The organism is Tenacibaculum salmonis (assembly GCF_041053065.1).
Taxonomy (GTDB): Bacteria; Bacteroidota; Bacteroidia; order Flavobacteriales; family Flavobacteriaceae; genus Polaribacter; species Polaribacter pacificus_A.
On the sequence record NZ_JBFCVV010000001.1, the window covers coordinates 1,451,906 to 1,473,391 of the forward strand.

At 28.9% G+C, this 21,486-nt stretch carries 20 protein-coding genes; 9 read left to right on the top strand and 11 right to left on the bottom strand.

Annotated features, from left to right (window positions below; genetic code table 11):
* Positions 1-210: 210 nt before the first annotated feature.
* The 9 genes from AB0T67_RS06365 to thiL form a co-directional block, all read right to left on the bottom strand.
* Positions 211-339: a hypothetical protein gene (locus tag AB0T67_RS06365; protein WP_369219615.1), complete on the bottom strand. Its 129-nt coding sequence runs from the start codon at positions 337-339 to the stop codon at positions 211-213.
* Between the two features lie 136 nt (positions 340-475).
* Complete coding sequence (locus AB0T67_RS06370; RefSeq protein ID WP_369219616.1) at positions 476-2,182, bottom strand: ATP-binding protein; 1,707 nt, start codon at positions 2,180-2,182, stop codon at positions 476-478.
* A gap of 8 nt (positions 2,183-2,190) precedes the next feature.
* Positions 2,191-3,684, bottom strand: coding sequence for a GH3 auxin-responsive promoter family protein (locus AB0T67_RS06375; RefSeq protein WP_369219617.1), 1,494 nt, complete (start codon positions 3,682-3,684; stop codon positions 2,191-2,193).
* Positions 3,685-3,768: 84 nt separating this feature from the next.
* Entirely contained in the window at positions 3,769-4,632 is an 864-nt protein-coding gene (locus tag AB0T67_RS06380; RefSeq protein ID WP_369219618.1) for a M23 family metallopeptidase, read from the bottom strand.
* Positions 4,633-4,913: 281 nt separating this feature from the next.
* Entirely contained in the window at positions 4,914-5,510 is a 597-nt protein-coding gene (gene nadD, locus AB0T67_RS06385) for a nicotinate (nicotinamide) nucleotide adenylyltransferase (RefSeq protein WP_369219619.1), read from the bottom strand.
* A 40-nt stretch (positions 5,511-5,550) separates the two neighbouring features.
* Positions 5,551-6,135: a guanylate kinase gene (gene gmk, locus AB0T67_RS06390; RefSeq protein ID WP_369219620.1), complete on the bottom strand. Its 585-nt coding sequence runs from the start codon at positions 6,133-6,135 to the stop codon at positions 5,551-5,553.
* Position 6,136: 1 nt separating this feature from the next.
* On the bottom strand, positions 6,137-7,003 hold the full coding sequence (locus AB0T67_RS06395; protein WP_369219621.1) for a YicC/YloC family endoribonuclease: 867 nt from the start codon (positions 7,001-7,003) through the stop codon (positions 6,137-6,139).
* Between the two features lie 161 nt (positions 7,004-7,164).
* Entirely contained in the window at positions 7,165-7,650 is a 486-nt protein-coding gene (gene lysM / locus AB0T67_RS06400) for a peptidoglycan-binding protein LysM (protein ID WP_271231285.1), read from the bottom strand.
* Positions 7,651-7,921: 271 nt separating this feature from the next.
* Positions 7,922-8,968, bottom strand: coding sequence for a thiamine-phosphate kinase (gene thiL, locus AB0T67_RS06405; protein WP_369219622.1), 1,047 nt, complete (start codon positions 8,966-8,968; stop codon positions 7,922-7,924).
* Positions 8,969-9,108: 140 nt separating this feature from the next.
* Here thiL and AB0T67_RS06410 point away from each other — a divergent pair, with 140 nt between their 5' ends.
* The 9 genes from AB0T67_RS06410 (at position 9,109) to AB0T67_RS06450 (ending at position 18,658) form a co-directional block, all read left to right on the top strand.
* Positions 9,109-10,659, top strand: a complete 1,551-nt coding sequence (locus AB0T67_RS06410; RefSeq protein WP_369219623.1) for a choice-of-anchor B family protein — start codon at positions 9,109-9,111, stop codon at positions 10,657-10,659.
* Entirely contained in the window at positions 10,660-11,979 is a 1,320-nt protein-coding gene (locus AB0T67_RS06415) for a hypothetical protein (RefSeq protein ID WP_369219624.1), read from the top strand.
* A 2-nt stretch (positions 11,980-11,981) separates the two neighbouring features.
* Positions 11,982-12,758, top strand: a complete 777-nt coding sequence (locus tag AB0T67_RS06420; protein ID WP_369219625.1) for an MbnP family protein — start codon at positions 11,982-11,984, stop codon at positions 12,756-12,758.
* Between the two features lie 4 nt (positions 12,759-12,762).
* Positions 12,763-13,821: a cytochrome-c peroxidase gene (locus tag AB0T67_RS06425; RefSeq protein ID WP_369219626.1), complete on the top strand. Its 1,059-nt coding sequence runs from the start codon at positions 12,763-12,765 to the stop codon at positions 13,819-13,821.
* Positions 13,822-13,926: 105 nt separating this feature from the next.
* Positions 13,927-14,256, top strand: coding sequence for a HesB/IscA family protein (locus AB0T67_RS06430; protein WP_271231279.1), 330 nt, complete (start codon positions 13,927-13,929; stop codon positions 14,254-14,256).
* Positions 14,257-14,269: 13 nt separating this feature from the next.
* The gene (gene sufB / locus AB0T67_RS06435; protein WP_369219627.1) at positions 14,270-15,718 is read left to right on the top strand and encodes a Fe-S cluster assembly protein SufB; all 1,449 of its coding nucleotides are present in this window, start codon (positions 14,270-14,272) and stop codon (positions 15,716-15,718) included.
* Positions 15,719-15,743: 25 nt separating this feature from the next.
* Positions 15,744-16,496, top strand: coding sequence for a Fe-S cluster assembly ATPase SufC (sufC, locus tag AB0T67_RS06440; RefSeq protein WP_369219628.1), 753 nt, complete (start codon positions 15,744-15,746; stop codon positions 16,494-16,496).
* A gap of 4 nt (positions 16,497-16,500) precedes the next feature.
* Positions 16,501-17,814 carry a Fe-S cluster assembly protein SufD gene (gene sufD / locus AB0T67_RS06445; protein ID WP_369219629.1) on the top strand — a complete coding sequence of 438 codons (1,314 nt, stop codon included), beginning with the start codon at positions 16,501-16,503 and terminating at the stop codon, positions 17,812-17,814.
* Between the two features lie 130 nt (positions 17,815-17,944).
* Positions 17,945-18,658, top strand: coding sequence for a DUF547 domain-containing protein (locus AB0T67_RS06450; RefSeq protein ID WP_369219630.1), 714 nt, complete (start codon positions 17,945-17,947; stop codon positions 18,656-18,658).
* Between the two features lie 74 nt (positions 18,659-18,732).
* Here the strand turns inward: AB0T67_RS06450 and AB0T67_RS06455 are convergent, their stop codons facing one another.
* Together AB0T67_RS06455 and AB0T67_RS06460 are read right to left on the bottom strand one after the other, a co-directional pair.
* The gene (locus AB0T67_RS06455) at positions 18,733-21,162 is read right to left on the bottom strand and encodes a helix-turn-helix domain-containing protein (protein ID WP_369219631.1); all 2,430 of its coding nucleotides are present in this window, start codon (positions 21,160-21,162) and stop codon (positions 18,733-18,735) included.
* Between the two features lie 130 nt (positions 21,163-21,292).
* Positions 21,293-21,478, bottom strand: a complete 186-nt coding sequence (locus AB0T67_RS06460; protein ID WP_369219632.1) for a YgaP family membrane protein — start codon at positions 21,476-21,478, stop codon at positions 21,293-21,295.
* Between the last annotated feature and the right edge of the window lie 8 nt (positions 21,479-21,486).

Sequence of the window (21,486 nt, forward strand, 5' to 3'; positions counted from 1 at the left end):
TTTTCTTAGCTGTTTTGCTTTTAAGTTCAAAACAGCTATATTAAATTATATAAATTAATTTACAACAAAAAACCTTTTAAAACATCGGCAACTTTTCGATTGTCTGATAATTGTCAGATTTTATTTTGTATGCTTATTAAAAAGAAAAAAGGTATTTCAATATATTCTTTATTTAATCTGTGTGCTAACGAAATACCTAGCGGTTCTCCATCAATCATAATATCTAAAAGAATGATGTCTAAAAAATGGTTTTTTTAGTTCTTTTTCAGCATCTCTAGTATTTTTTACATGAATAATTTCATAATCATGTGCCTCTGATAAACTTATTTCCCCTGTCATTTCTTAGTCTAAATCTTCTAATAGAAGTAGTCGTAAATTATTCATCTTTTATAGCTTTTTAACTTACGAAGATACTTGTTTTATAAGTTAATTCACATTAAAAAAGAACTAAACAAACTAATTTCTAGTCTAATAACTACGCTAAAGGCAATAAAATAATAGCCTTTGTATAAGTTCCTTTCTGACTTTCAAAAAACAAAGTTCCTTTATTTTTTTTAATTAATGTTTGACACAATAATAAGCCCAATCCAACTCCTTTTGAATGGTCTATTTTAGTTATAGATAAATTTTTCAAAGAATTTATTTCTTTAAGTTTTTCTGGTGAAATCCCAATTCCTGTATCTTTAATTTCAATCGATGCTTGGTTTTCTGAATACATTTTCATTTTAATCGAAATACTTCCTGAACCTTTCATGTATTTCATCGAATTATCTATTAAGTTTCGCAGTACAATTTTTAAAGATTCTTTATCTATTAAAACAAATATACCTGTTTCTAAATCACTTAAAATAGAAATATCTTTAACACTTAGTAAATTTTCATAATCAAACAAAAGATGTTCTATTATTGGGTGTAAGGCATTTTTTTCGGGAATAAAACTTAAAATATTACTTTGATCTAGCGACCAATATAATACATTATCCAATAAACGACTCGTACTTTGTGTAACCGAAATAGCTACTTGAGTTGCTTGTTTAATTGCAGGTAAATCTTTATTTTCAATATGTTTTTCTAGTTTTTTATGCTGTCTTTTTATAGTATTTATAGGCGATCGTAAATCGTGTGAAACGACCGAAAATAAATAATCTTTTGTTTTATTAGCCGTACTTAAAGCCTCCTTTTGTAATATAATTAGTTTATTATTATTTCGTAATTTTTTATAGATAAAACCTAAAACACCTAAAAGAAATAATAATAAAATTCCGCCAAAAACCAACCCTTTTTGAACTATTTTTTGTCGTTTTATTTCTTCATTTTTAATTCCTATTTCTTGCTGTTTATAAGCAATGGCAATTTTTTTATCTCTTTCGGTAATTTCCCAAATTTTCTCTTTATTCCAAATAGAATCTTTCCAGCGATTACTTTCTTTGTAATACTTAACGCTTTTTTTATAGCATTTTCTATTCTCTTCTACCACAGCCATACTAAATGCAGTGCTTTCCTTTAATACGATATCAGTATGCAATTGTGATAAATTATAACTTTCTTTAAATAAGGGAATCGCTTGTTTGTCTAAATATTGATCATAATACATATATGCCATTCCCATTTTTAATTTAATCAAAGAAGTGGTATCGTTTTTTTGAATTAAAGAAAGCTGTTTATCATAATAAAAAGTAGCTTTTTTAAAGTCTTTTTTATAAAAATAACATGCTGCTAAATTATGATAGATCATTGACCTTTGCTCAACATCTTTCATAATATCTTTAGATGATAAGCATTTTTCTAAGCTTAAAATTGATGTATCATATTTTTGTTGATTTAAGTAAACATAACCGAGTCTTAAATTTTTTAAAGAAGCAAAACGCCCTGTATCTGATATTTTATCAAGGCTAAACAGTGCCTTTTTAAATAGTGATTTTTCTGTTGGACTAATACTTTGTAAATAATATATAATATCTTTTTGATTGGTAGTTGTAACGTCTAATAAAGCTTTATTTGAATAAATATAGCAAGAATCGTATTGTTTTAATTTATAAAGTTCAAGAACTTTGCAAAAAGATTTTATTTGAACTTTTCTGCAAATAGAATCTGTCTTATTTCTCAAATCGTCTAATGCTTTTTGAGAAAAAGAATTTATTACGTACATCAATAAAATAAAAAACACGTATTTATTATTCATAGTAAAAACTACACTAAAAAGTTTTTTAAGACTTCGGCAATTTTTCGATTGTCTGATAATTGTGGGATTTTATTTTGTCCACCAAACTTTCCAATTGATTTCATATATTCATGAAAACCACCTTTTTTTACTTTTCTAATAATAAGCGGTTGTAATATTTTACCTGCAATTAAATCGAAATAATAAACATTTTGATTTTGCATAGAGACATCGATTTTAGCTGCTAATTCGGCTAAATTATCAGGTTCATTTTCAAACTCAATAAACCATTCATGATATGGTAAACCGCTTTCTGGAGTAACCTGTGGCGCAACTGTAAACTCACTTATATTTATGTCTCTTCCTATAATTGCATCGTTTAAAGCCTTTTCAACCTCCTTACCAATTACATGTTCGCCAAAGGCAGAAATAAAATGTTTAATACGTCCTGTAACTTTTATTCTATATGGTTTAAGTGATGTAAACTCAACAGTATCGCCAATATTATATCCCCAAAGACCTGCCGAAGTATTTAAAATGATGACATAATTAACACCTAATTTCACATCTTTTAAAGAAATACGTGTTGGATTTTCATCATAAAATTCCGTTGCAGGAATAAACTCATAAAAAATGCCTGAGTTCAACTGTAATAACATTCCTTTTTCGGTTTGCGAATCTTGATAAGCAATAAATCCTTCGGATGCAGGGTATAATTCTATATAATCCACTTTTTTTCCAATTAAGGCTTCAAACTTATTTTTATACGGTTCAAAATTTACACCTCCGTACACGAAAAAATTAAAATTCGGAAATGTTTCTGAAATAGGTTTTCCTGTTTTGGCTATTAATTTTTCAAAATACATTTGTACCCAAGACGGAATTCCGCTAATAACAGACATATCTTGATTAATAGTTTCTTCTACTACTTTATCAACCTTTGTATCCCAATCTTCAATACAATTAGTTTCCCAACTTGGCAACCTATTTTTTAATAGATAATTAGGTACATAATGAGCTGCAATTCCACTTAATCGACCTAATTTTATACCGTTCAAATCTTCTAAAACAGGGCTTCCTTGTAAAAAAATCATTTTACCATCAACAAAACTAGCATCGTTTGTTTCAGTAATATAAAATAACAACGCGTTACGCGCTGCTTTTATATGCGTTGGCATTGATTCTTTGGTAATCGGAATATATTTTGCACCCGAAGTAGTTCCTGATGTTTTTGCAAAATATAAAGGCTTGCCTTTCCATAATATATTTTCTTCACCTGCAACCATTCTATCAACATAAGTACGTAAACCTTCGTAATCGGTTACAGGAATACGCTTTTTAAAATCTTCATACGTATTGATAGAAATAAAATCATGATCTTTTCCAAAAGCTGTTTTACACCCTTCACTAACCAAATACTTAAATACTTTTTCTTGTGTTTCATGAGGTTTGTTCGCCCATTTATAAACGCGCTTTCGTACTTGCTTTGCAAAAGGTTTTGCTAATTTCGATTTGATGCTCATTTTTAACTATTTTAGAAATAAAAACAGAATACCTCTGTTTGAAAACAAAAGTTAAAATGCTGTTTTATTATTATTTTTTTAAAACTATTGAAAATCTATATAATCTGTTGGATTTACAGGAAATCCATTATTCCATAATTCAAAGTGTAAATGGGGTCCTGTAGATAACTCGCCAGTAGAACCTACACTTGCAATTGCTTCTCCTGATTTTACAAGTTCACCTTGTTGTTTCAATAATTGTCCGTTGTGCTTATAAACCGATATAAATTCATCAGGATGTTGTATCATTATTACATAACCTGTTTCTGCTGTCCATTCGGCTAAAATAACTGTTCCATCTGCAATTACTTTTACAGGTGTACCTTTTTTAGCTACAATATCAATTGCATAATGTTTATCGTTCGTATTAAAAACTTGTGAAATATTACCTGTTAAAGGCGAAAAGAAAACAACTTTAGCCCTTCCTTCTGCACTTTCAGATAAAGGAAAACGGTCTTTACCTTCAATTTTTTCTCTAAATAAAGAATCTTCTTTTGTTGCTGCTAATTTTCGGGTATCAATAGCTATGTTTTGAGCATCTATTTTGATAGAATCTATTTTATCAGGACTTATTTCACCTGTTAAAACAGGTCGGAGTGCTTTTGTAAAACGCTCAATAACTGCCAATCGAGTTTTTAAAGAGTCTGTTTGATATATTAATCGAGTTGCTTTTCGTTTTAAAGAACTAGAAGAATACCCTGGAATATACTCTCGTAAGCCTGTAAATGCTATTAATAAAGTTGTAAATACAATTAGCAATATTGAAAAAATACCGCCAAAAACAAATACATTTAAGCGAGATAATTTTAAAGAGAATTTTTCTTGAAAAGTATCTTCATTTAAAATTACCAATCGGTATTTATCTACAAGTTTTTGTTTAAGCTTTCGCTTTTTTTGAATTTTAGCCACGTTACTACAAGTTTGAAACTCAAAGATACAACGAAAATTTTTCGAAACTATTTTTAGATAAAATAGACTTCATACAATATAACGTATTTTTAACATTTTCACTGTTTTTTAACAAAAAAAAATGATTTAATAAATTTATTAAACCCTTTTTATATAGATTAGTAAAAATGCCTAGCCCCGATTGAAGCATTTGTTTGAGCTCTTTTTTTGATTTTTCTTCAAAAAAAAGCGAGTGCAGAAAGTGGGAAATTGCTTCTAAAAAAAATCTTTAAATTGATGAATTATTTTCTATAGAAATTCATTTTATCGATATAATCAAAAACTTTAGGCGATAATAAAGGCTGAATATTTTTTTCGTTTTTGATGCTATTACGTACCATTGTAGATGATATTTCTACAATTGGCGCAGCAACTCTATGAATTTTAAGGTGTTCTGTAAATTGATTTTCAACAACTCCTTCTGAAATTCGAGGATATACATATACATTATAATCATCTAAAATAGCTTCATAATTTCGCCATTTATGAAAGCTTTTTAAATTGTCTTCACCCATAATTAAGTTAAATTTATAATTAGGATGTTTTTCAGATATATGTGTTAATGTATTTATGGTATAATTTGGCTGAGGCAAATTAAATTCAATATCAGAAGGTTGAATTTTATCGTAACCTTCGGTCGCCAAATACACCATGTCTAAACGATGGTGATTATCAAGCAACGAACTTTTCTTTTTAAATGGGTTATGCGGTGTTACAACCATCCAAATTTCATCTAAGTCAGAATTTTCGACCATGTGATTGGCAATAATTAAATGACCTATATGAATGGGATTAAAAGTTCCAAAATACAATCCAATATTTTTTCTGAAATTTTCCATAACCCTTTTTTAAAAATATAATTACGTTTATTTTACTTCTTTAATTTAATCCTAAAAAATTACCTACTAAATTTTCAGCTTCTTCTAAAGCAACTTCCAATTTATCATTTTTGATAATTTTATCAAATTCTGTTGCTTTTGCTAATTCTACAGATGCTTTAGCAATACGCATATTAATTTTTTCTTCGCTTTCGGTACTTCTTTTATTTAAGCGATTTTTAAGCTCTTCAATACTTGGCGGTTGCACAAAAATTGATAAAGTTTCTTCAGGAAATTTACTTTTGATACGTAATCCTCCAATAACATCAATATCAAAAACAACGTGTTTATTTAAGCCCCAAATACGTTCGATTTCGGTTTTTAAAGTTCCGTAAAAATTATCGGTGTACACTTCCTCCCACTCTAAAAATTCGTCAGCTTCAATTTTATTTTTGAAATCATCTTTAGATATGAAATAGTAATCTTCTCCATCAACCTCAAAACCTCTTGGTTCTCTAGAAGCTGCGGAAATTGAAAAAGCTAAACTAAGTTTTTCTTGTTGTAATAAATGACGAACAATAGTTGTTTTACCTGATCCTGAAGGTGCTGAAAACACAAATAATTTTCCTTTAAAATCTTCTGCCATTTTATAAAACGTTTAAAATTTGTTCTTTTATTTTTTCTAGTTCGTCTTTCATTTGGATAACTATTTTTTGCATCACTGCAAAATTAGCTTTCGACCCCATAGTATTTACTTCTCTTCCAATTTCTTGAACGATAAATCCTAATTTTTTTCCATTAGAATCATCTGTTGCCAATTGATCTAAGAAATATAATAAATGATTTCCTAAACGAACTTTTTCTTCGTTGATATCTAATTTTTCTAGATAATAGATTAATTCTTGCTCAAAACGATTCTCATCAACCTCAACTTTTAAATCGGTTAAAGCTTTTTGTAAACGCTCTTTTACGTTTGCAATTCTTTCACCGTCTAATTTTTTAACTTCTTCTAAAGCTGATTGAATATTTGCAATTCTTAATTGAAAATCTTCTTCTAACGATTTAGCTTCATCAGTTCTGTAAGCAATAATTTCTTGTAAAGCTTCATCGATATGAACAGCAATTTGAGCCCATTCATTTTCGTCTAACTCTTCACGTTCTGTTTTTAAAGCATCAGGCATTCTAACAGCCATCTTTAATAATTCAATTTCCTGATTATCAGAAACAGGCATTGCATTTTTTAACTGCGCTACGTAATTTGCAACTACTGATTTATTTACAGTTGTTAATGTTTCATCAGAAGTCGTTTCTACATAGATAGAAAAATCGATTTTCCCTCTTACTAAATGACTTGCTAATTTCTTACGAACGGCTAATTCTTTTTCTCTGTAATAAGAAGGTATTCTTGTATTTAAGTCTAAATTTTTACTATTAAGAGATTTAATTTCAATAGTTACTTTCTTAGAAGGTAAATGTAATACGGATTTACCATAACCCGTCATAGATTGTATCATATCATAAATTTAGTAAACACAAAGATACTGTTATTTATTTTTAACAACTAGCTGTTTGATTAGCAAAAAAGCATGCCGAAAGATATTTTAAGCACAAAAAAAGCACTGTAAACACAGTGCTTTTTCTTAATTTAAATTTTAATTTTGTAAATTATTTCTAATTAATCTACTAAAGCAGGTACTCTTAATACTTGCCCTGGATAAATTTTATCAGGATGAGATAACATTGGTTTATTTGCTTCAAAAATCACTGTATATTTCATGGCATCACCATAAAATTCTTTTGAAATTTTACCTAAAGTATCACCACCTACTACTGTGTGAAATTGAGCCATTATTTCTTCAACAACTTCTTCCTCTTCAGCAACTACAACAGGTGCAACTGTCATATTATCTTCTACTGAACCGATTCCATTAGTATTTCCTACCACTAAAATCACTTTTTCTTTAGTTGCTAAATCAGAAGCTTCACCAGAAATAGTAGCTTTATCTTCGTCAATAGTAATTGCTAAATTTTCAACAGGTAATTCTAAAGTATTAACTGCATCTACTAATTTAGCAGATTTTTCAGCAGCTTCTTCTTCAGTTGTTTTTCCTACACCAAATACTTTGGCACCAGCGTTTTTAATAAATGAAAAAATTCCCATTTTCTTTTTGATTTTTTTATTGATTAATACTATTACTTTCTGATTACTAATATACAATTTTTACGCCATTTTTTATTTTTATCTAAAAAAATATTAAAAATTAATAACATTTTTTGATATTAATATAAACCTTAGCATTGTAAAGCATTAAAATTATGACTTTTAACATATTTTTTTTTCAAAAAACAACTTCAGATATTTTTTAAATTTCATCAAAAAAAAACCACACTTTTAAAAAGTATGGTTTCTAATATATTAATATGTTTTGTATTTATTCTTTAAATGTATTCCATCCTTGTGCTTTTAATTCAATTTCTTGATTTGCACGTGTAACTAAATTCAGCCCTTCGCTTTCCGCTACAATATGCCCAATAATTGATAAATTCGGGTTTGATTTGATTTTATCAAAATCAGTAATCGGTACTGTAAATAATAGTTCATAATCTTCACCTCCACTTAAGGCAATCATGGTACTATCCATCTTAAACTCTTCAGAAGTAGAAATAACTTGCGGGTCTAAAGGTAATTTATCTTCATAAATTTTACATCCTGTTTTACTTTGTGAACAGATATGCATTATTTCAGATGATAATCCATCAGAAATATCAATCATAGAAGTTGGTTTTACTTCCATTTCTTTTAATAATTCTGTAATATCTTTACGAGCCTCTGGTTTTAATTGACGCTCTATTAAATAGGTATAAGCATCTAAATCTGGTTGACTTTGCGGATTTACTTGAAATACTTGTTTCTCTCTTTCTAAAACCTGTAAACCTAAATATGCTGCACCTAAATCACCCGAAACAACAATTAAATCGGTAGGTTTTGCACCATCTCTATAAACAATATTTTCTTTTTTAGCTGTTCCTATTGCGGTAATAGAAATTAACATTCCTTTTGTTGATGATGTGGTATCTCCTCCAATTAAATCAACTTTATAAGTATCACAAGCTAATTGAATACCTGCATATAACTCTTCTAAAGCTTCTAAAGGAAATCTATTTGAAACAGCAATTGATACGGTAATTTGCTCGGCAACGCCATTCATTGCATATACATCTGATAAATTAACCATTACAGCTTTATATCCTAAATGCTTTAATGGCATGTAACTTAAATCAAAATGTACACCTTCTACTAATAAATCAGTAGTTATTAAGCGTTCTTTTTCTGATGCGCTAATTACAGCTGCATCATCACCAATTCCTTTTGTTGTTGATGAACTGTACAACTTAAAATGCTCCGTTAAATGGTTTATTAAACCAAACTCTCCTAGTTTAGCTAATGAGGTTCTTTCTTGATTTTTATCTTCTAACATTTGGCAAAGATAACAACAAGTAAGTAAACAAAATAGGATAAATAAATAACTCCTTTTAAAATAAAGATAGGGTTTACTAGTTATTAACTGTTTTATATTTAGTTAATTCTGTAAATTTAGGACTTAAAATCAAAATCATTATGAACAACACTATAAAAAAAACACTTTTTTATTCTTTACTTACCCTTATTTTATCTTGTAATTCTCCTTCCGTAAAAATCAATAATGATACTGATGGTGATGAAATAATAAACTCTTTAGATAACTGTCCTGATACAGCTAATAAAGAGCAATTAGATACTGACGGTGATGGAAAAGGTAATATTTGTGATGATGATGACGATAATGATGGAATTAAAGATGTAGATGATAATTGTCCATTAATGCCTAATCCTGATCAAAAAGATACAGACGGAAATGGTATAGGAGATGTGTGTGATAAATATTTAAATGATACTGATAAAGATGGTATAAAAAACGATATAGATAACTGTCCTAACATGGCTAATCCAGATCAAAAAGATACAGACGGCGACGGTATAGGTGATGTATGTGATGATTCATCAATAGATAATAAAGTCCCATGTGTTTCAGGTATGGCAGGAATTTACCCTTGTAACGGTTATGATTTATTGTTACACATTCCACTAAGTACCTTTGGCGCTACTGAAGGAAATGACTCTTGGGGTTGGACAGATACTAGTACTAACAAAGAATATGCAATAATGTGTGTAAACAACGGAACTGTTTTTGTTGATATTACAAACACAAACAATCCTGTTTATTTAGGTAAAATACCAACAGCAACTGTTAATAGCTCTTGGAGAGATGTTAAAATATATAAAGACCATGCTTTTATTGTTAGTGAAGCTTATGGACACGGAATGCAAGTTTTTGATTTAACAAGATTAAGAAACGTATCTACACCTCCTGAAATATTTAGTCCTGATACGCACTTTAAAGAATTTGGTAGTGCTCATAATATGGTAATTAATGAAGAATCAGGATATGCGTACCCTGTAGGAACTAGTAAATCTGGTCCTTATAAAGGAGGTCCTTTGTTTATCAATATACAAGACCCTAAAAATCCTAAAACTGAAGGTGGATGGGGAACTGATAATTATAGTCATGATGCACAAGTCGTTAATTATAACGGTCCTGATTCTGATTATACTGGTAAAGAAATTTTAATCGGTAGTAACGAAAATGAAGTTGTTATAGTAGATATTAGCGACAAATCAAACCCTAAAAATATCTCTAAAATATCGTATGCAAATGTTGGTTACACACACCAAGGTTGGTTTACAGAAAATAAAAAATATTTTATTTTAGGAGATGAGTTAGATGAGCAAAGTTTTGGTAATAAAACAAGAAATATTATTTTTGATTTTACAGACTTAGATAATCCTAAAGAACATTTTAGTTATACTGGTCCTACTAATGCAATTGATCATAATGGGTATATAAAAGACAACATATTTTATTTAGCGAACTACACAGCAGGTGTTCGTTTTATTGATATTACAAATATATCTAGCAAATCAATAACAGAAACTGGTTATTTTGATACCTATCCAAACAATAATGGTGCTAATTTTAATGGAGTATGGAACGTATATCCATATTTTGATAGCGGAAAAATAGTAATAAGTGATATTAACAGTGGTTTATTCATCGTTAAAAAACAATAAATGTTAAAACCAATTTCAATACTTTTATCAGCTTTTATAATTTTTATCAGTTGTAATAATGATACTCCGTCAGCTACAATAACAAAACAATTAACTATTGATTTTGTAAAAACATATGGTGGTTCAAAAAACGAAAGTGGAAGAAGCGTTATTCAAACCTCAGATAATGGCTATGCTGTTTTAGGATTTACGCAAAGTATTGATGGAGATATTTCAACATCAAAAACAACAATTCAGTATGATTATTGGCTATTAAAGTTTGATGAAAATGATACTTTACAATGGCAAAAAACATACGGAGGTTCAAAAGATGAAAAAGCGTATCAAATTATTGAAACCAGTGACAATGGTTTTGCTGTAATAGGATACAGTAAAAGTGCTGATGGTGACGTTAACGAAAATGAAGGTTTTGAAGATATTTGGATTTTAAAATTAGATGCTACTGGAAATATTCTATGGAAAAAAAACACAGGATTTGCAGGAACAGATAAAGGTTTTCAAATTATTGAAACCAATGATGGTGGCTTTTTTATAGGAGGTATTTTAGATGTTACAGCTTCGGGAGGCGCAGGAAATGCAAGATCAGCAGCAAGACACGCTGGTGGCGATTATTGGGCTATAAAATTAAATGCTAACGGAAATATTGAATGGCGAAAATATTTTGGTGGTAAAAATACCGATACTTGCTACGGAATTACAGCAACTCCTGATGGTTATTTAATGATTGGAACATCAGATAGTGTTGATGTTGATATCAATAATAATCAAGGTAGTTATGATTTTTGGGTTATCAAAATAAATAAAACAGGAACACTTATTTGGGAAAAATCTTTTGGAGGAGATCAAATTGATGAAGCAAGAGCAATAACTCCTACTGATGATGGGAATTTTATCATTATTGGCGATACTCGAAGCGATGACAAAGATGTAACTAATAATGGTGGGGCTGATTTATGGGTTATCAAAATAGATACAAACGGTAAATTAATCTGGCAAAAAAATTATGGAGGCGCTAGTTTTGATGTTGGAAGATCTATCAATAAAACAACAAATGGTGATTTTTTAATCGCTGGAAGTTCAAGAAGTACTGATAATGAAATTATCAATAAAGGACAAAACGATGCTTGGCTTATTAAAATAGATAAAAATGGAAAGCAACTTTGGCAAAAAACTATTGGTGGTACAGCTGTCGATTTTTGCTATGATGCTATTGAATTATCAAACGGAAATATAATAGCTGTTGGCGAAAGCAACAGTAATACTGACGATATAATTACAAATAAAGGATTTTCAGACCTATTAATTATCAAATTAAAATAACGATGAAACAATTTTCAATACTATTATTAAGCTTATTTATTTTTTCATGTAGTTCAGATAATGATGAACCAATTAAAGAAGTTGCTATTCAAGTTAATTTTTCCCAAAACTGGGACGGAACTACTATTGAAAAATCTGATTTAAGCAATACTGAATTTTCATATATAATAGGTACAGATATAAAAACAGAAACAACTCTTAAAATTGATAAATTACGTTATTTAATATCAAAAATAACCTTAACTGACGGAGCAGGAAAAGCAACTACTTTTGATGGTTATCAATTAGTAGATTTAAGTAATTCTGAAAGCTCATTATTTAATCCATCTGTAAAAATATCAGAAGGAAATTACAACCTATCCATGACTTTTGGTTTTAATGAAGATGATAATATTGATGGTAATTATGCTGATTTAAACACAGCTTCTTGGGGCGTACCGATGATGCTAGGCGGTGGTTACCATTTTATGCAAATGGATGGAAAATATAAAGATACTAAGAATGTTGAAAACCCTTATAACTTTCATACAATTAGAGCTTATAATACCGAAACAAAAAAAGCAGAAGACACTTCTTTTTCAGTTGATTTAGGTAGTATAAATGTTAAAAATAACGCAACTATTGAAATAAAAATGAATGTTGCGCAATGGTTTAAAAACCCAAATGATTGGGATTTAAATAAAAAAAACATCAGCTTAATGATGGATTATGAAGCTCAAAAAACAATGTCTGAAAATGGTAAAAAAGGCGTTTTTAGTTTAGGTACAATTACGCAATAAACAAATGATTAAAAAAAATATTTTGTTTTTATTCCTTCTTCTTTTAATCAGTTGTTCATCAAAAGAAGAAGGAATATATACGCCCAAACCTACATCATTAAAAATACCTGAGCTTTTTCAACAAAAATTAATTGAACCTGTTATCCCTACAAATAATCCTTTAACAGAAGAAGGAATTGCCTTAGGTAAAAAATTATTTTTTGATGAAATTTTATCAAAAGACAATACACAATCGTGCGCTAGTTGTCATAATCCTCAAAAAGCTTTTACGGATGAAAATCGTTTTAGTGAAGGTGTTGATGGAAAAATTGGCAATAGAAACTCCATGCCTTTATTTAATTTAGCATGGAATTTTGATGAGCGTTTTACTTGGGATGGAAAAGAAACAAGTCTAGAAAACCAAGCTTTAGAGCCTGTTAGAAATCCAATAGAAATGCATAGCAATTGGAAAAATGTTGCGATAAAAATTAAAAATCATGCTGAATATCCAACTTTATTTCAGCAAGCTTTTCAAACTTCAAAAATAGATTCTACTTTAATAATCAAAGCACTTGCACAGTTTGAAAGAACTTTAATCTCTGAAAACTCAAAATTTGATCAATATTTATTAGGAAAAGCACAACTGACATCCGAAGAAAAAAATGGTTTTGATGTTTTTATGGATGAAACTCGTGGAGATTGTTTTCATTGTCATGGAAGTAATAATAATCCATTATGGACAGATAATAAATTTCATAATAATGGTTTAGATGCTATTTTTACTGATTTAGGATTAGGTAAAATAACTGGTGACCCGAATGATAATGGAAAATTTAAATCGCCATCGCTTCGGAATTTAAAATTTACAGCTCCATACATGCACGATGGTCGTTTTGCTACTTTAGAAGATGTTATAAATCATTATTCAACAGGTTTAAAAAACTCTTCAACAATAGACCCTTTAATGAAAAGTGTAAACAAAGGAGGTGTTAACCTTTCTCAAGAAGACAAAGATGATTTAAAAACATTTCTTCTTTCTCTTTCTGATAATGACTTCATTAACAATCTTGAATTTCAAGAATAATCAGAAACAATGATATAACGATAACAAAACCCTATCAAAGGTTCTGTAATTAAATGAGACTTATATTGTATATTTGCAACTTATTTAGCTTAAACCACTAAAAAAATGATAAAAGTTTCAGAAACAGCAAAAAATAAAGTTATCCAGTTAATGACTGATGACGGTTTTGATGCTGCAGTAGATTTTGTGCGTGTTGGCGTAAAAAGTGGAGGTTGTTCAGGGTTATCGTACGACTTAACTTTTGACAAAAACACCCAAGAAAACGATAAAATTTTCGAAGAAAACGACATAAAAATTATTGTTGATAAAAAAAGTTTTTTATACCTAGTAGGAACTACCTTAGAGTATTCTGGAGGTTTAAACGGAAAAGGTTTTGTTTTTAACAACCCAAACGCAAACCGTACCTGTGGTTGCGGAGAAAGTTTTTCTTTATAACATTACAACTCAAATGAGCAAGTATACCGAAGACGATTTAAGAGAAGAGTTAAAAACCAAAGAATATGAATATGGTTTTTATACTGACATAGAAAGTGAAACCTTTGCAAAAGGGTTAAATGAAGATGTAGTTCGTGCTATTTCTAAAAAGAAAAACGAACCACAATGGATGACTGATTGGCGTTTAGAAGCCTTTAAAGTTTGGCAAGAAATGGAGGAACCAGAATGGGCAAATGTTCATTATGAAAAACCAAAATTTCAAGACATTGCTTACTATTCAGCTCCAAAAGAAAAACCAAAATTAAATAGTTTAGATGAAGTTGATCCAGAATTATTGGACACTTTTAAACGTTTAGGAATTTCTTTAGATGAACAAAAAAAATTAGCTAATGTAGCTGTTGATATTGTAGTAGATTCAGTTTCTGTTGCAACAACTTTTAGAGAAACATTAGGTAAAAAAGGTATTATTTTTATGCCTATTTCTGAAGCTATTCAAGAACATCCTGAATTAGTAAGAAAATATTTAGGAACTGTTGTTCCAACTACAGACAACTTTTATGCAGCATTAAATTCAGCAGTTTTTTCTGATGGATCTTTCTGTTATATTCCAAAAGGTGTTAAATGTCCTATGGAATTATCAACCTACTTCAGAATTAACGAAGGAGGAACAGGACAGTTTGAAAGAACTTTAGTAGTTGCTGACAAAGGAAGTTATGTTTCTTACCTTGAAGGATGTACAGCACCAAGTAGAGATGAAAATCAGTTACACGCCGCAGTTGTTGAATTAATTGCCATGGATGATGCTGAAATTAAATATTCTACTGTTCAAAACTGGTATCCTGGAAATGCCGAAGGAAAAGGTGGTGTTTACAATTTTGTAACTAAAAGAGCTATCTGTGAAAAAAATGCAAAAGTTTCTTGGACACAAGTAGAAACAGGTTCTGCTGTAACTTGGAAATACCCTAGTTGTATTTTAAAAGGAGACAATTCTGTTGGTGAATTTTATTCAATTGCTGTAACTAATAATTATCAGCAAGCTGATACTGGTACTAAAATGATTCACTTAGGTAAAAATACTAAGTCAACCATTATATCAAAAGGAATATCTGCAGGAAAATCACAAAACAGTTATAGAGGATTAGTTCAGATTGGACCACGTGCCGAAAATGCACGTAACTTTTCTCAATGTGATTCTTTATTAATGGGTAATGAATGTGGTGCACACACGTTCCCGTATATTGAAACAAAAAATAAATCGGCACAAATAGAACACGAAGCAACTACAAGTAAAATTGGTGAAGACCAATTATTTTACTGTAACCAACGTGGTATTGATACCGAAAAAGCAATTGCATTAATCGTAAACGGATTTAGTAAAGATGTACTAAATAAGTTACCAATGGAATTTGCTGTAGAAGCACAAAAATTATTAGAAATTAGTTTAGAAGGAAGCGTTGGTTAATAGCCAATAACAAAGATATATAACCATGTTAAAAATAGAAAATTTACACGCTAACATAGATGATAAATCAATCTTAAAAGGATTGAATTTAGAAATTAAAGCAGGAGAAGTTCACGCAATAATGGGACCAAACGGTGCTGGTAAAAGTACCTTAGCTTCTGTAATTGCAGGAAAAGAAGAATACAAAGTAACTAATGGATCAATAGCTTTAAACGGTGAAGATATTAGTGAATTAGCTCCTGAAGAAAGAGCTCATAATGGCGTATTTTTATCTTTCCAATATCCTGTAGAAATTCCTGGAGTTTCTGTTACTAACTTTATTAAAACAGCGATTAACGAAAATCGTAAAGCCAAAGGTTTAGAAGACATGCCTGCAAAAGATATGTTAAAAATGATTCGTGAGAAATCAGAATTATTAGAAATAGACCGTAAATTTTTATCTCGTTCTTTAAACCAAGGTTTTTCTGGTGGAGAAAAGAAACGTAATGAAATTTTTCAAATGGCAATGTTAGAGCCTAAATTAGCCATCTTAGATGAAACTGATTCTGGTTTAGATATCGATGCTTTACGTATTGTTGCTAACGGAGTTAATAAATTAAAATCGAAAGACAACGCAGTAATTGTTATTACACATTACCAACGTTTATTAGATTATATCGTTCCTGATTTTGTACACGTTTTATACGATGGTAAAATTGTAAAATCTGGTGATGCTTCTTTAGCTTTAGAGTTAGAAGCTAAAGGATACGATTGGATTAAAGAAGAAGTTAATTCTTAAAAAAATGGAATTAAAAGAAAAACTAACCGCATCATACGTAGCATTTGAAAATGGCGTAGATATGGATTCTGATATTCATGATATTAGAACGAAAGCATTACAAAGTTTTGAAGAATTAGGTTTCCCAACTAAGAAATTAGAAGCTTGGAAATACACTTCTTTAAAATCGGTATTAAAACAAGATTATAGTATTTTTCCTAGTTCGGAAGCTGCTGTAGAATTAGCTGATGTAAAAAAATATTTTATTCATGATATAGACACTTATAAAATAGTGTTTATCGATGGAAAATATAGTTCTTTTTTATCAGAAACTACACACGATACTATTGATGTTTGTTTAATGTCATCTGCATTAACAAAACCTAAATATAAAGCTGTTATTGATAAATATTTCAATAAAATAGCTAAGCAAGATAATTTAACATCGTTAAATACTGCTTTTGCTAATGAAGGAGCTTATATTAATATCCCTAAAAATGTAGAGGTTCAAAAACCAATACAAATAATCTATTTTACTACAGGTAGTGAGGATGCTATTATGACGCAACCTCGTAATTTAATTGTAGCTGAACAGAATGCACATGTGCAAATTATTGAACGTCATCAAAGTTTAACATCTAACCCTGTTTTAACAAATGCGGTAACAGAAATATATGCTGCTAAAGATGCAACAGTAGATATTTATAAGATTCAAAATGATGATAAAAATGCTTCATTAGTTGATAATGTTTATATTGAACAAAAATCAAATAATGTTGTTTCAGTACATACTTTTTCTTTTGGAGGAAATATTACTCGTAATAACTTAAACTTTTATCAAAGAGGAGAACATATCGATTCTATTTTAAAAGGTATTACAATTTCTGAAGGAAAGCAACACATCGATCATCATACATTAGTACATCATATTGAACCTAATTGTGAATCTCATCAAGATTATAAAGGTATTTACGGAGGTCGTTCTACTGCTGTTTTTAACGGTAAAGTAATTGTTGAAAAAGAAGCACAAAAAACAAATGCTTATCAACAAAACAATAATGTTTTGATTAGTGATAAAGCAACAATTAATGCAAAACCTCAATTAGAGATTTTTGCAGATGATGTAAAATGTTCTCACGGTTGTACAATTGGTCAATTAGATGAAGATGCATTATTTTATATGCAACAACGTGGAATTCCTAAAAAAGAAGCAAAAGCATTATTAATGTATGCATTTGCAAATACTGTTTTAGAAAGTGTAAAAATTCCAGAAGTTAAAACAAGAATAAATAAATTAATAGCTAATAAATTAGGTGTTAATATCGGTTTTGATTTATAGAATCAATTATAAAATACTTAAAAAAGACCATTCTTAACGAATGGTCTTTTTTTATATTAAAATTAATTATTTTGTAATGATTTATAAAACTATTCGTCAAAAGAATAAAACTCATTAAAAAACAGAAAAAATGCAAAAAACTATTATACTCTTTTGTTTACTATTATTTGTTAGCATACAATCACAATCGCAAACAGATGTATTTAATGCACTACTTAAAACCTATGTTAGTACAGAAGGTGACATCGATTATAAAGGGTTACGAAAAAATAAAGCTTTATTAGATTTATATTTAAAACATCTAGAAAAAACTGTACCTCAAAAAAAATGGAGTACTTCAAAAGCTAAAGCATTTTGGATTAATGCATACAATGCATATACCATCAAATTGATAGTAGATAGCTATCCCTTAAAAAAAATTACAGATATTAAACGTAAAGGGAAAAATGCATGGAAAATACCAATTGCAACTGTAGGTAAAAAAATATATTCGTTAGATCATATTGAACACAAAATATTACGTCGTTGGCATGATGACCCTAGAATTCATGTAGCTATAAATGCTGCTTCAAAATCTGGTCCTCGTTTTCCAAATTTTGCTTTTACAGAAAAAAACATTGAAAGTTCATTAGAATTATTAATGAAAAATTTTCTTAACGATTCTAATAAAAATCAAATAACACCAGATGATATTGAAATTTCTAAAATATTTGAATGGTATTTAGAAGATTTTACAGTTAAATCTTCATTAAGAGACTATATAAATAAGTATTCTAATACACTTATTAATGATAGAGCAACCATCAAATATTTAGAATATAATTGGGATTTAAACGAAAAATAAACTCAATTAATACTTATAATAAAACGGAAAACAAAAATTGTATTTCCGTTTTTTTTATTCTTAACTTTTTAATGTTATAAATTCAATGACATTAAAACCATTTTTAACTCATTAAAAGAAAACTCTTTACTAACTTTTTTCTTCAATTCTGATAAAGTTTTAAAATCTGTCTCTTCTATCGATTTTAATAATTTATTATACCTTTTTACAGGCATAAGATCTAGTATATCAATATCTCCAGCACTAAGATAACTAGCTAAATGTGTTTCAATAGTATTTAATGTTAAACCTCTTTTTTTAGCTATTTCTTTAGCTGATATCCCTTCTTTGAAAAAATTATAAGTTATTTCTCTTGTTGGGATTTTCACTTCTTTTTTCTTTACTCCTACTTTATTTACACCTAATTTAATATTCTGATTAAGACCTTGTTTTTTACAATAAATACTAACTGCATCTAAAATTTGACCACCATATTTTTGCACTCTAATTTTACCCATTCCTTCAACTTTCAATAATTCTTGAGCTGTTTGTGGAAGGGAATCACAAATTGCATATAAAGTTTTTTGAACAAAAATCTGAAAATGAGGAATTCCTTCTTTCTTCGAAATCTGATCTCTTAACTCTCGTAAACTTACTGCTAAAGCAGGATCTCTTGATGAAATTAATTTCTTTTTAACTGGTTTTTCTGCATTTTGTAAAATTGCATCTGCTCTAATTTGCAAATAATCTTTTACATGAAAACTATCTTTTAATTTCAGAAAACAATATAATTTTATCGATAATAAATTATGTAGTGTATAAATCTGCTTTTCTAAATCTTTTTGAACCGCTTGATTATCTGTAGAAAATGAAATTCCGCTTAATGGTTTTTTTATAAAATCTTCGGTTTGAGTTTTAAAATAAGTAATTGCTTTTCTAAATCTATCATTAATTACATCGCTATTTTCGGCTAAAATATTTTCTTCCGATAGTTGCTGTAATTGAATTTTAAAACCATTTGCTACTTTTAATAACGGAATAATTCCATTATCTTTTATGGTTTCTAAATGATTAATCATAATACCATTTAAACTCGTTTGATTTTGATAAAAAATTTCAATAGCTCGAGTTGTTGGATATAAAAAAGGTCTAAAATCAAACAATTCTGAAATTAAATTAAGTTGATATGTTTTTTCTGATTCACTTAAAACAGTTTCATCAGGTACATTTTCATTTACATTTTTATTAAAAGAATCGACTGTTCTATCGTTAATAATTGAACTACTTCCAATTCTTGTTTTTAAAACGATCCCTTCCAAACTAGTACATCGACTAAGCGCAACATAAGTTTGACCATGTGCAAAAGAAGCTTCTGCATCAATAATTGCTTTTTCAAAAGTTAAACCTTGACTTTTATGGATGGTAATTGCCCAAGCCAATCGCAAAGGAATTTGTGTAAAAGAACCTGCTACATCTTCTTTTATTTCTTTAGTTTCTTCATCTATTGAATACGTAATATTCTCCCAAATTTCTTTTTTAGTTTCAATTTCAAAATCATCATTAGGACATTTTACATAAATAGTATCTTCATCAATCAGTCTTATTTCTCCAATTTTACCATTAAAATATCTTTTTTCAGGTGAGCTATCATTTTTAATAAACATAACCTGAGCCCCTACTTTTAATTCTAAATCAGCACTATTTGGATACGAATTTTCATTGAATTTACCAGAAACATCGGCTTTAAAAAAATAGCTTTTCTTTTTTATATTTTCTAATGCTAAAGTATTAATTGCATCCGCTCTTTTATTATGAGTAGTTAATGTAATATATCCTTCATTTTTTTTAGGTTGAAAATCTGGATTATATCTTTCATTTAATATTTTTTCTGATTTAGGTGACAAAGAATCATTTCTAATTTCATTTAATATTTCGATAAATTCATCATTATCTTGCCTGTAAATTTTTTTTAATTCGAGGCTTACCGTATTTGATTCTTGAAATGCTTTGCTACTAAAAAAGAAAACCGATGCATAATGTTCTTTTAATAAACTCCAATCATTTGGTCTTACCACAGGCGATAATTGCTGTAAATCGCCAATCATTAAAACTTGTGCACCGCCAAAAACTTTATTTCTATTTTTATATTTTCTTAAAACTTGGTCGATTCCATCTAATAAATCAGCTCGAACCATACTAATTTCATCGATAATTACTAAATCTAAAGACCTTATAATATCAATTTTTGTTTTATTAAATTTACGTTGCTGATTCGAACTGTTTTCAATCTGATTTGGTAAAATAGGACCAAAAGGCATCTGAAAAAAAGAATGAATAGTAACACCTTTTGCATTAATTGCAGCAACTCCTGTTGGTGCAACAATAACCAATCTTTTTAACGATTCATTTTTAATTTTATGTAAAAAAGTAGTTTTTCCTGTACCAGCTTTTCCTGTGATAAAAAGGTTTCTATCTGTTTTTTCTATAAATTTAATGGCAAGGTCTAATTCTTTATTTTCTATCATCTTAAAAGTACACTACATATTCTTACAAATGCAAAAATACTTTTTTAAATATGATGTTACTAAAATTCTGATAAAACAAAAATCTCACACAAAAAGTATGAGATTTTATTCTTTAAATAATGATATTAACTTATTTAAGTTTAAATACTTTTGATAAAATAGTTTCTAACAAACACCATTTTGTAAATGCCGATTGAATTAAATTCACACCGATAAACACGGTAAACCACATCCAATTTGGGTTTACATAAACAGTTAAAACTACACTTAATAATACAAAAGTTCCTACTATAATTCTGAAGTATTTATTTAACATTTTGTTTC

Excerpts from the sequence above, each read along its gene's own strand:
- AB0T67_RS06365 (WP_369219615.1), bottom strand. The coding sequence starts at position 339 with ATGACAGGGGAAATAAGTTTATCAGAGGCACATGATTATGAAATTATT.
- AB0T67_RS06370 (WP_369219616.1), bottom strand. The coding sequence starts at position 2,182 with ATGAATAATAAATACGTGTTTTTTATTTTATTGATGTACGTAATAAAT.
- AB0T67_RS06375 (WP_369219617.1), bottom strand. The coding sequence starts at position 3,684 with ATGAGCATCAAATCGAAATTAGCAAAACCTTTTGCAAAGCAAGTACGA.
- nadD (WP_369219619.1), bottom strand. The coding sequence starts at position 5,510 with ATGGAAAATTTCAGAAAAAATATTGGATTGTATTTTGGAACTTTTAAT.
- gmk (WP_369219620.1), bottom strand. The coding sequence starts at position 6,135 with ATGGCAGAAGATTTTAAAGGAAAATTATTTGTGTTTTCAGCACCTTCA.
- AB0T67_RS06395 (WP_369219621.1), bottom strand. The coding sequence starts at position 7,003 with ATGATACAATCTATGACGGGTTATGGTAAATCCGTATTACATTTACCT.
- lysM (WP_271231285.1), bottom strand. The coding sequence starts at position 7,650 with ATGGGAATTTTTTCATTTATTAAAAACGCTGGTGCCAAAGTATTTGGT.
- thiL (WP_369219622.1), bottom strand. The coding sequence starts at position 8,968 with ATGTTAGAAGATAAAAATCAAGAAAGAACCTCATTAGCTAAACTAGGA.
- AB0T67_RS06410 (WP_369219623.1), top strand. The coding sequence starts at position 9,109 with ATGAACAACACTATAAAAAAAACACTTTTTTATTCTTTACTTACCCTT.
- AB0T67_RS06415 (WP_369219624.1), top strand. The coding sequence starts at position 10,660 with ATGTTAAAACCAATTTCAATACTTTTATCAGCTTTTATAATTTTTATC.
- AB0T67_RS06420 (WP_369219625.1), top strand. The coding sequence starts at position 11,982 with ATGAAACAATTTTCAATACTATTATTAAGCTTATTTATTTTTTCATGT.
- AB0T67_RS06425 (WP_369219626.1), top strand. The coding sequence starts at position 12,763 with ATGATTAAAAAAAATATTTTGTTTTTATTCCTTCTTCTTTTAATCAGT.
- AB0T67_RS06430 (WP_271231279.1), top strand. The coding sequence starts at position 13,927 with ATGATAAAAGTTTCAGAAACAGCAAAAAATAAAGTTATCCAGTTAATG.
- sufB (WP_369219627.1), top strand. The coding sequence starts at position 14,270 with ATGAGCAAGTATACCGAAGACGATTTAAGAGAAGAGTTAAAAACCAAA.
- sufC (WP_369219628.1), top strand. The coding sequence starts at position 15,744 with ATGTTAAAAATAGAAAATTTACACGCTAACATAGATGATAAATCAATC.
- sufD (WP_369219629.1), top strand. The coding sequence starts at position 16,501 with ATGGAATTAAAAGAAAAACTAACCGCATCATACGTAGCATTTGAAAAT.
- AB0T67_RS06450 (WP_369219630.1), top strand. The coding sequence starts at position 17,945 with ATGCAAAAAACTATTATACTCTTTTGTTTACTATTATTTGTTAGCATA.
- AB0T67_RS06455 (WP_369219631.1), bottom strand. The coding sequence starts at position 21,162 with ATGATAGAAAATAAAGAATTAGACCTTGCCATTAAATTTATAGAAAAA.
- AB0T67_RS06460 (WP_369219632.1), bottom strand. The coding sequence starts at position 21,478 with ATGTTAAATAAATACTTCAGAATTATAGTAGGAACTTTTGTATTATTA.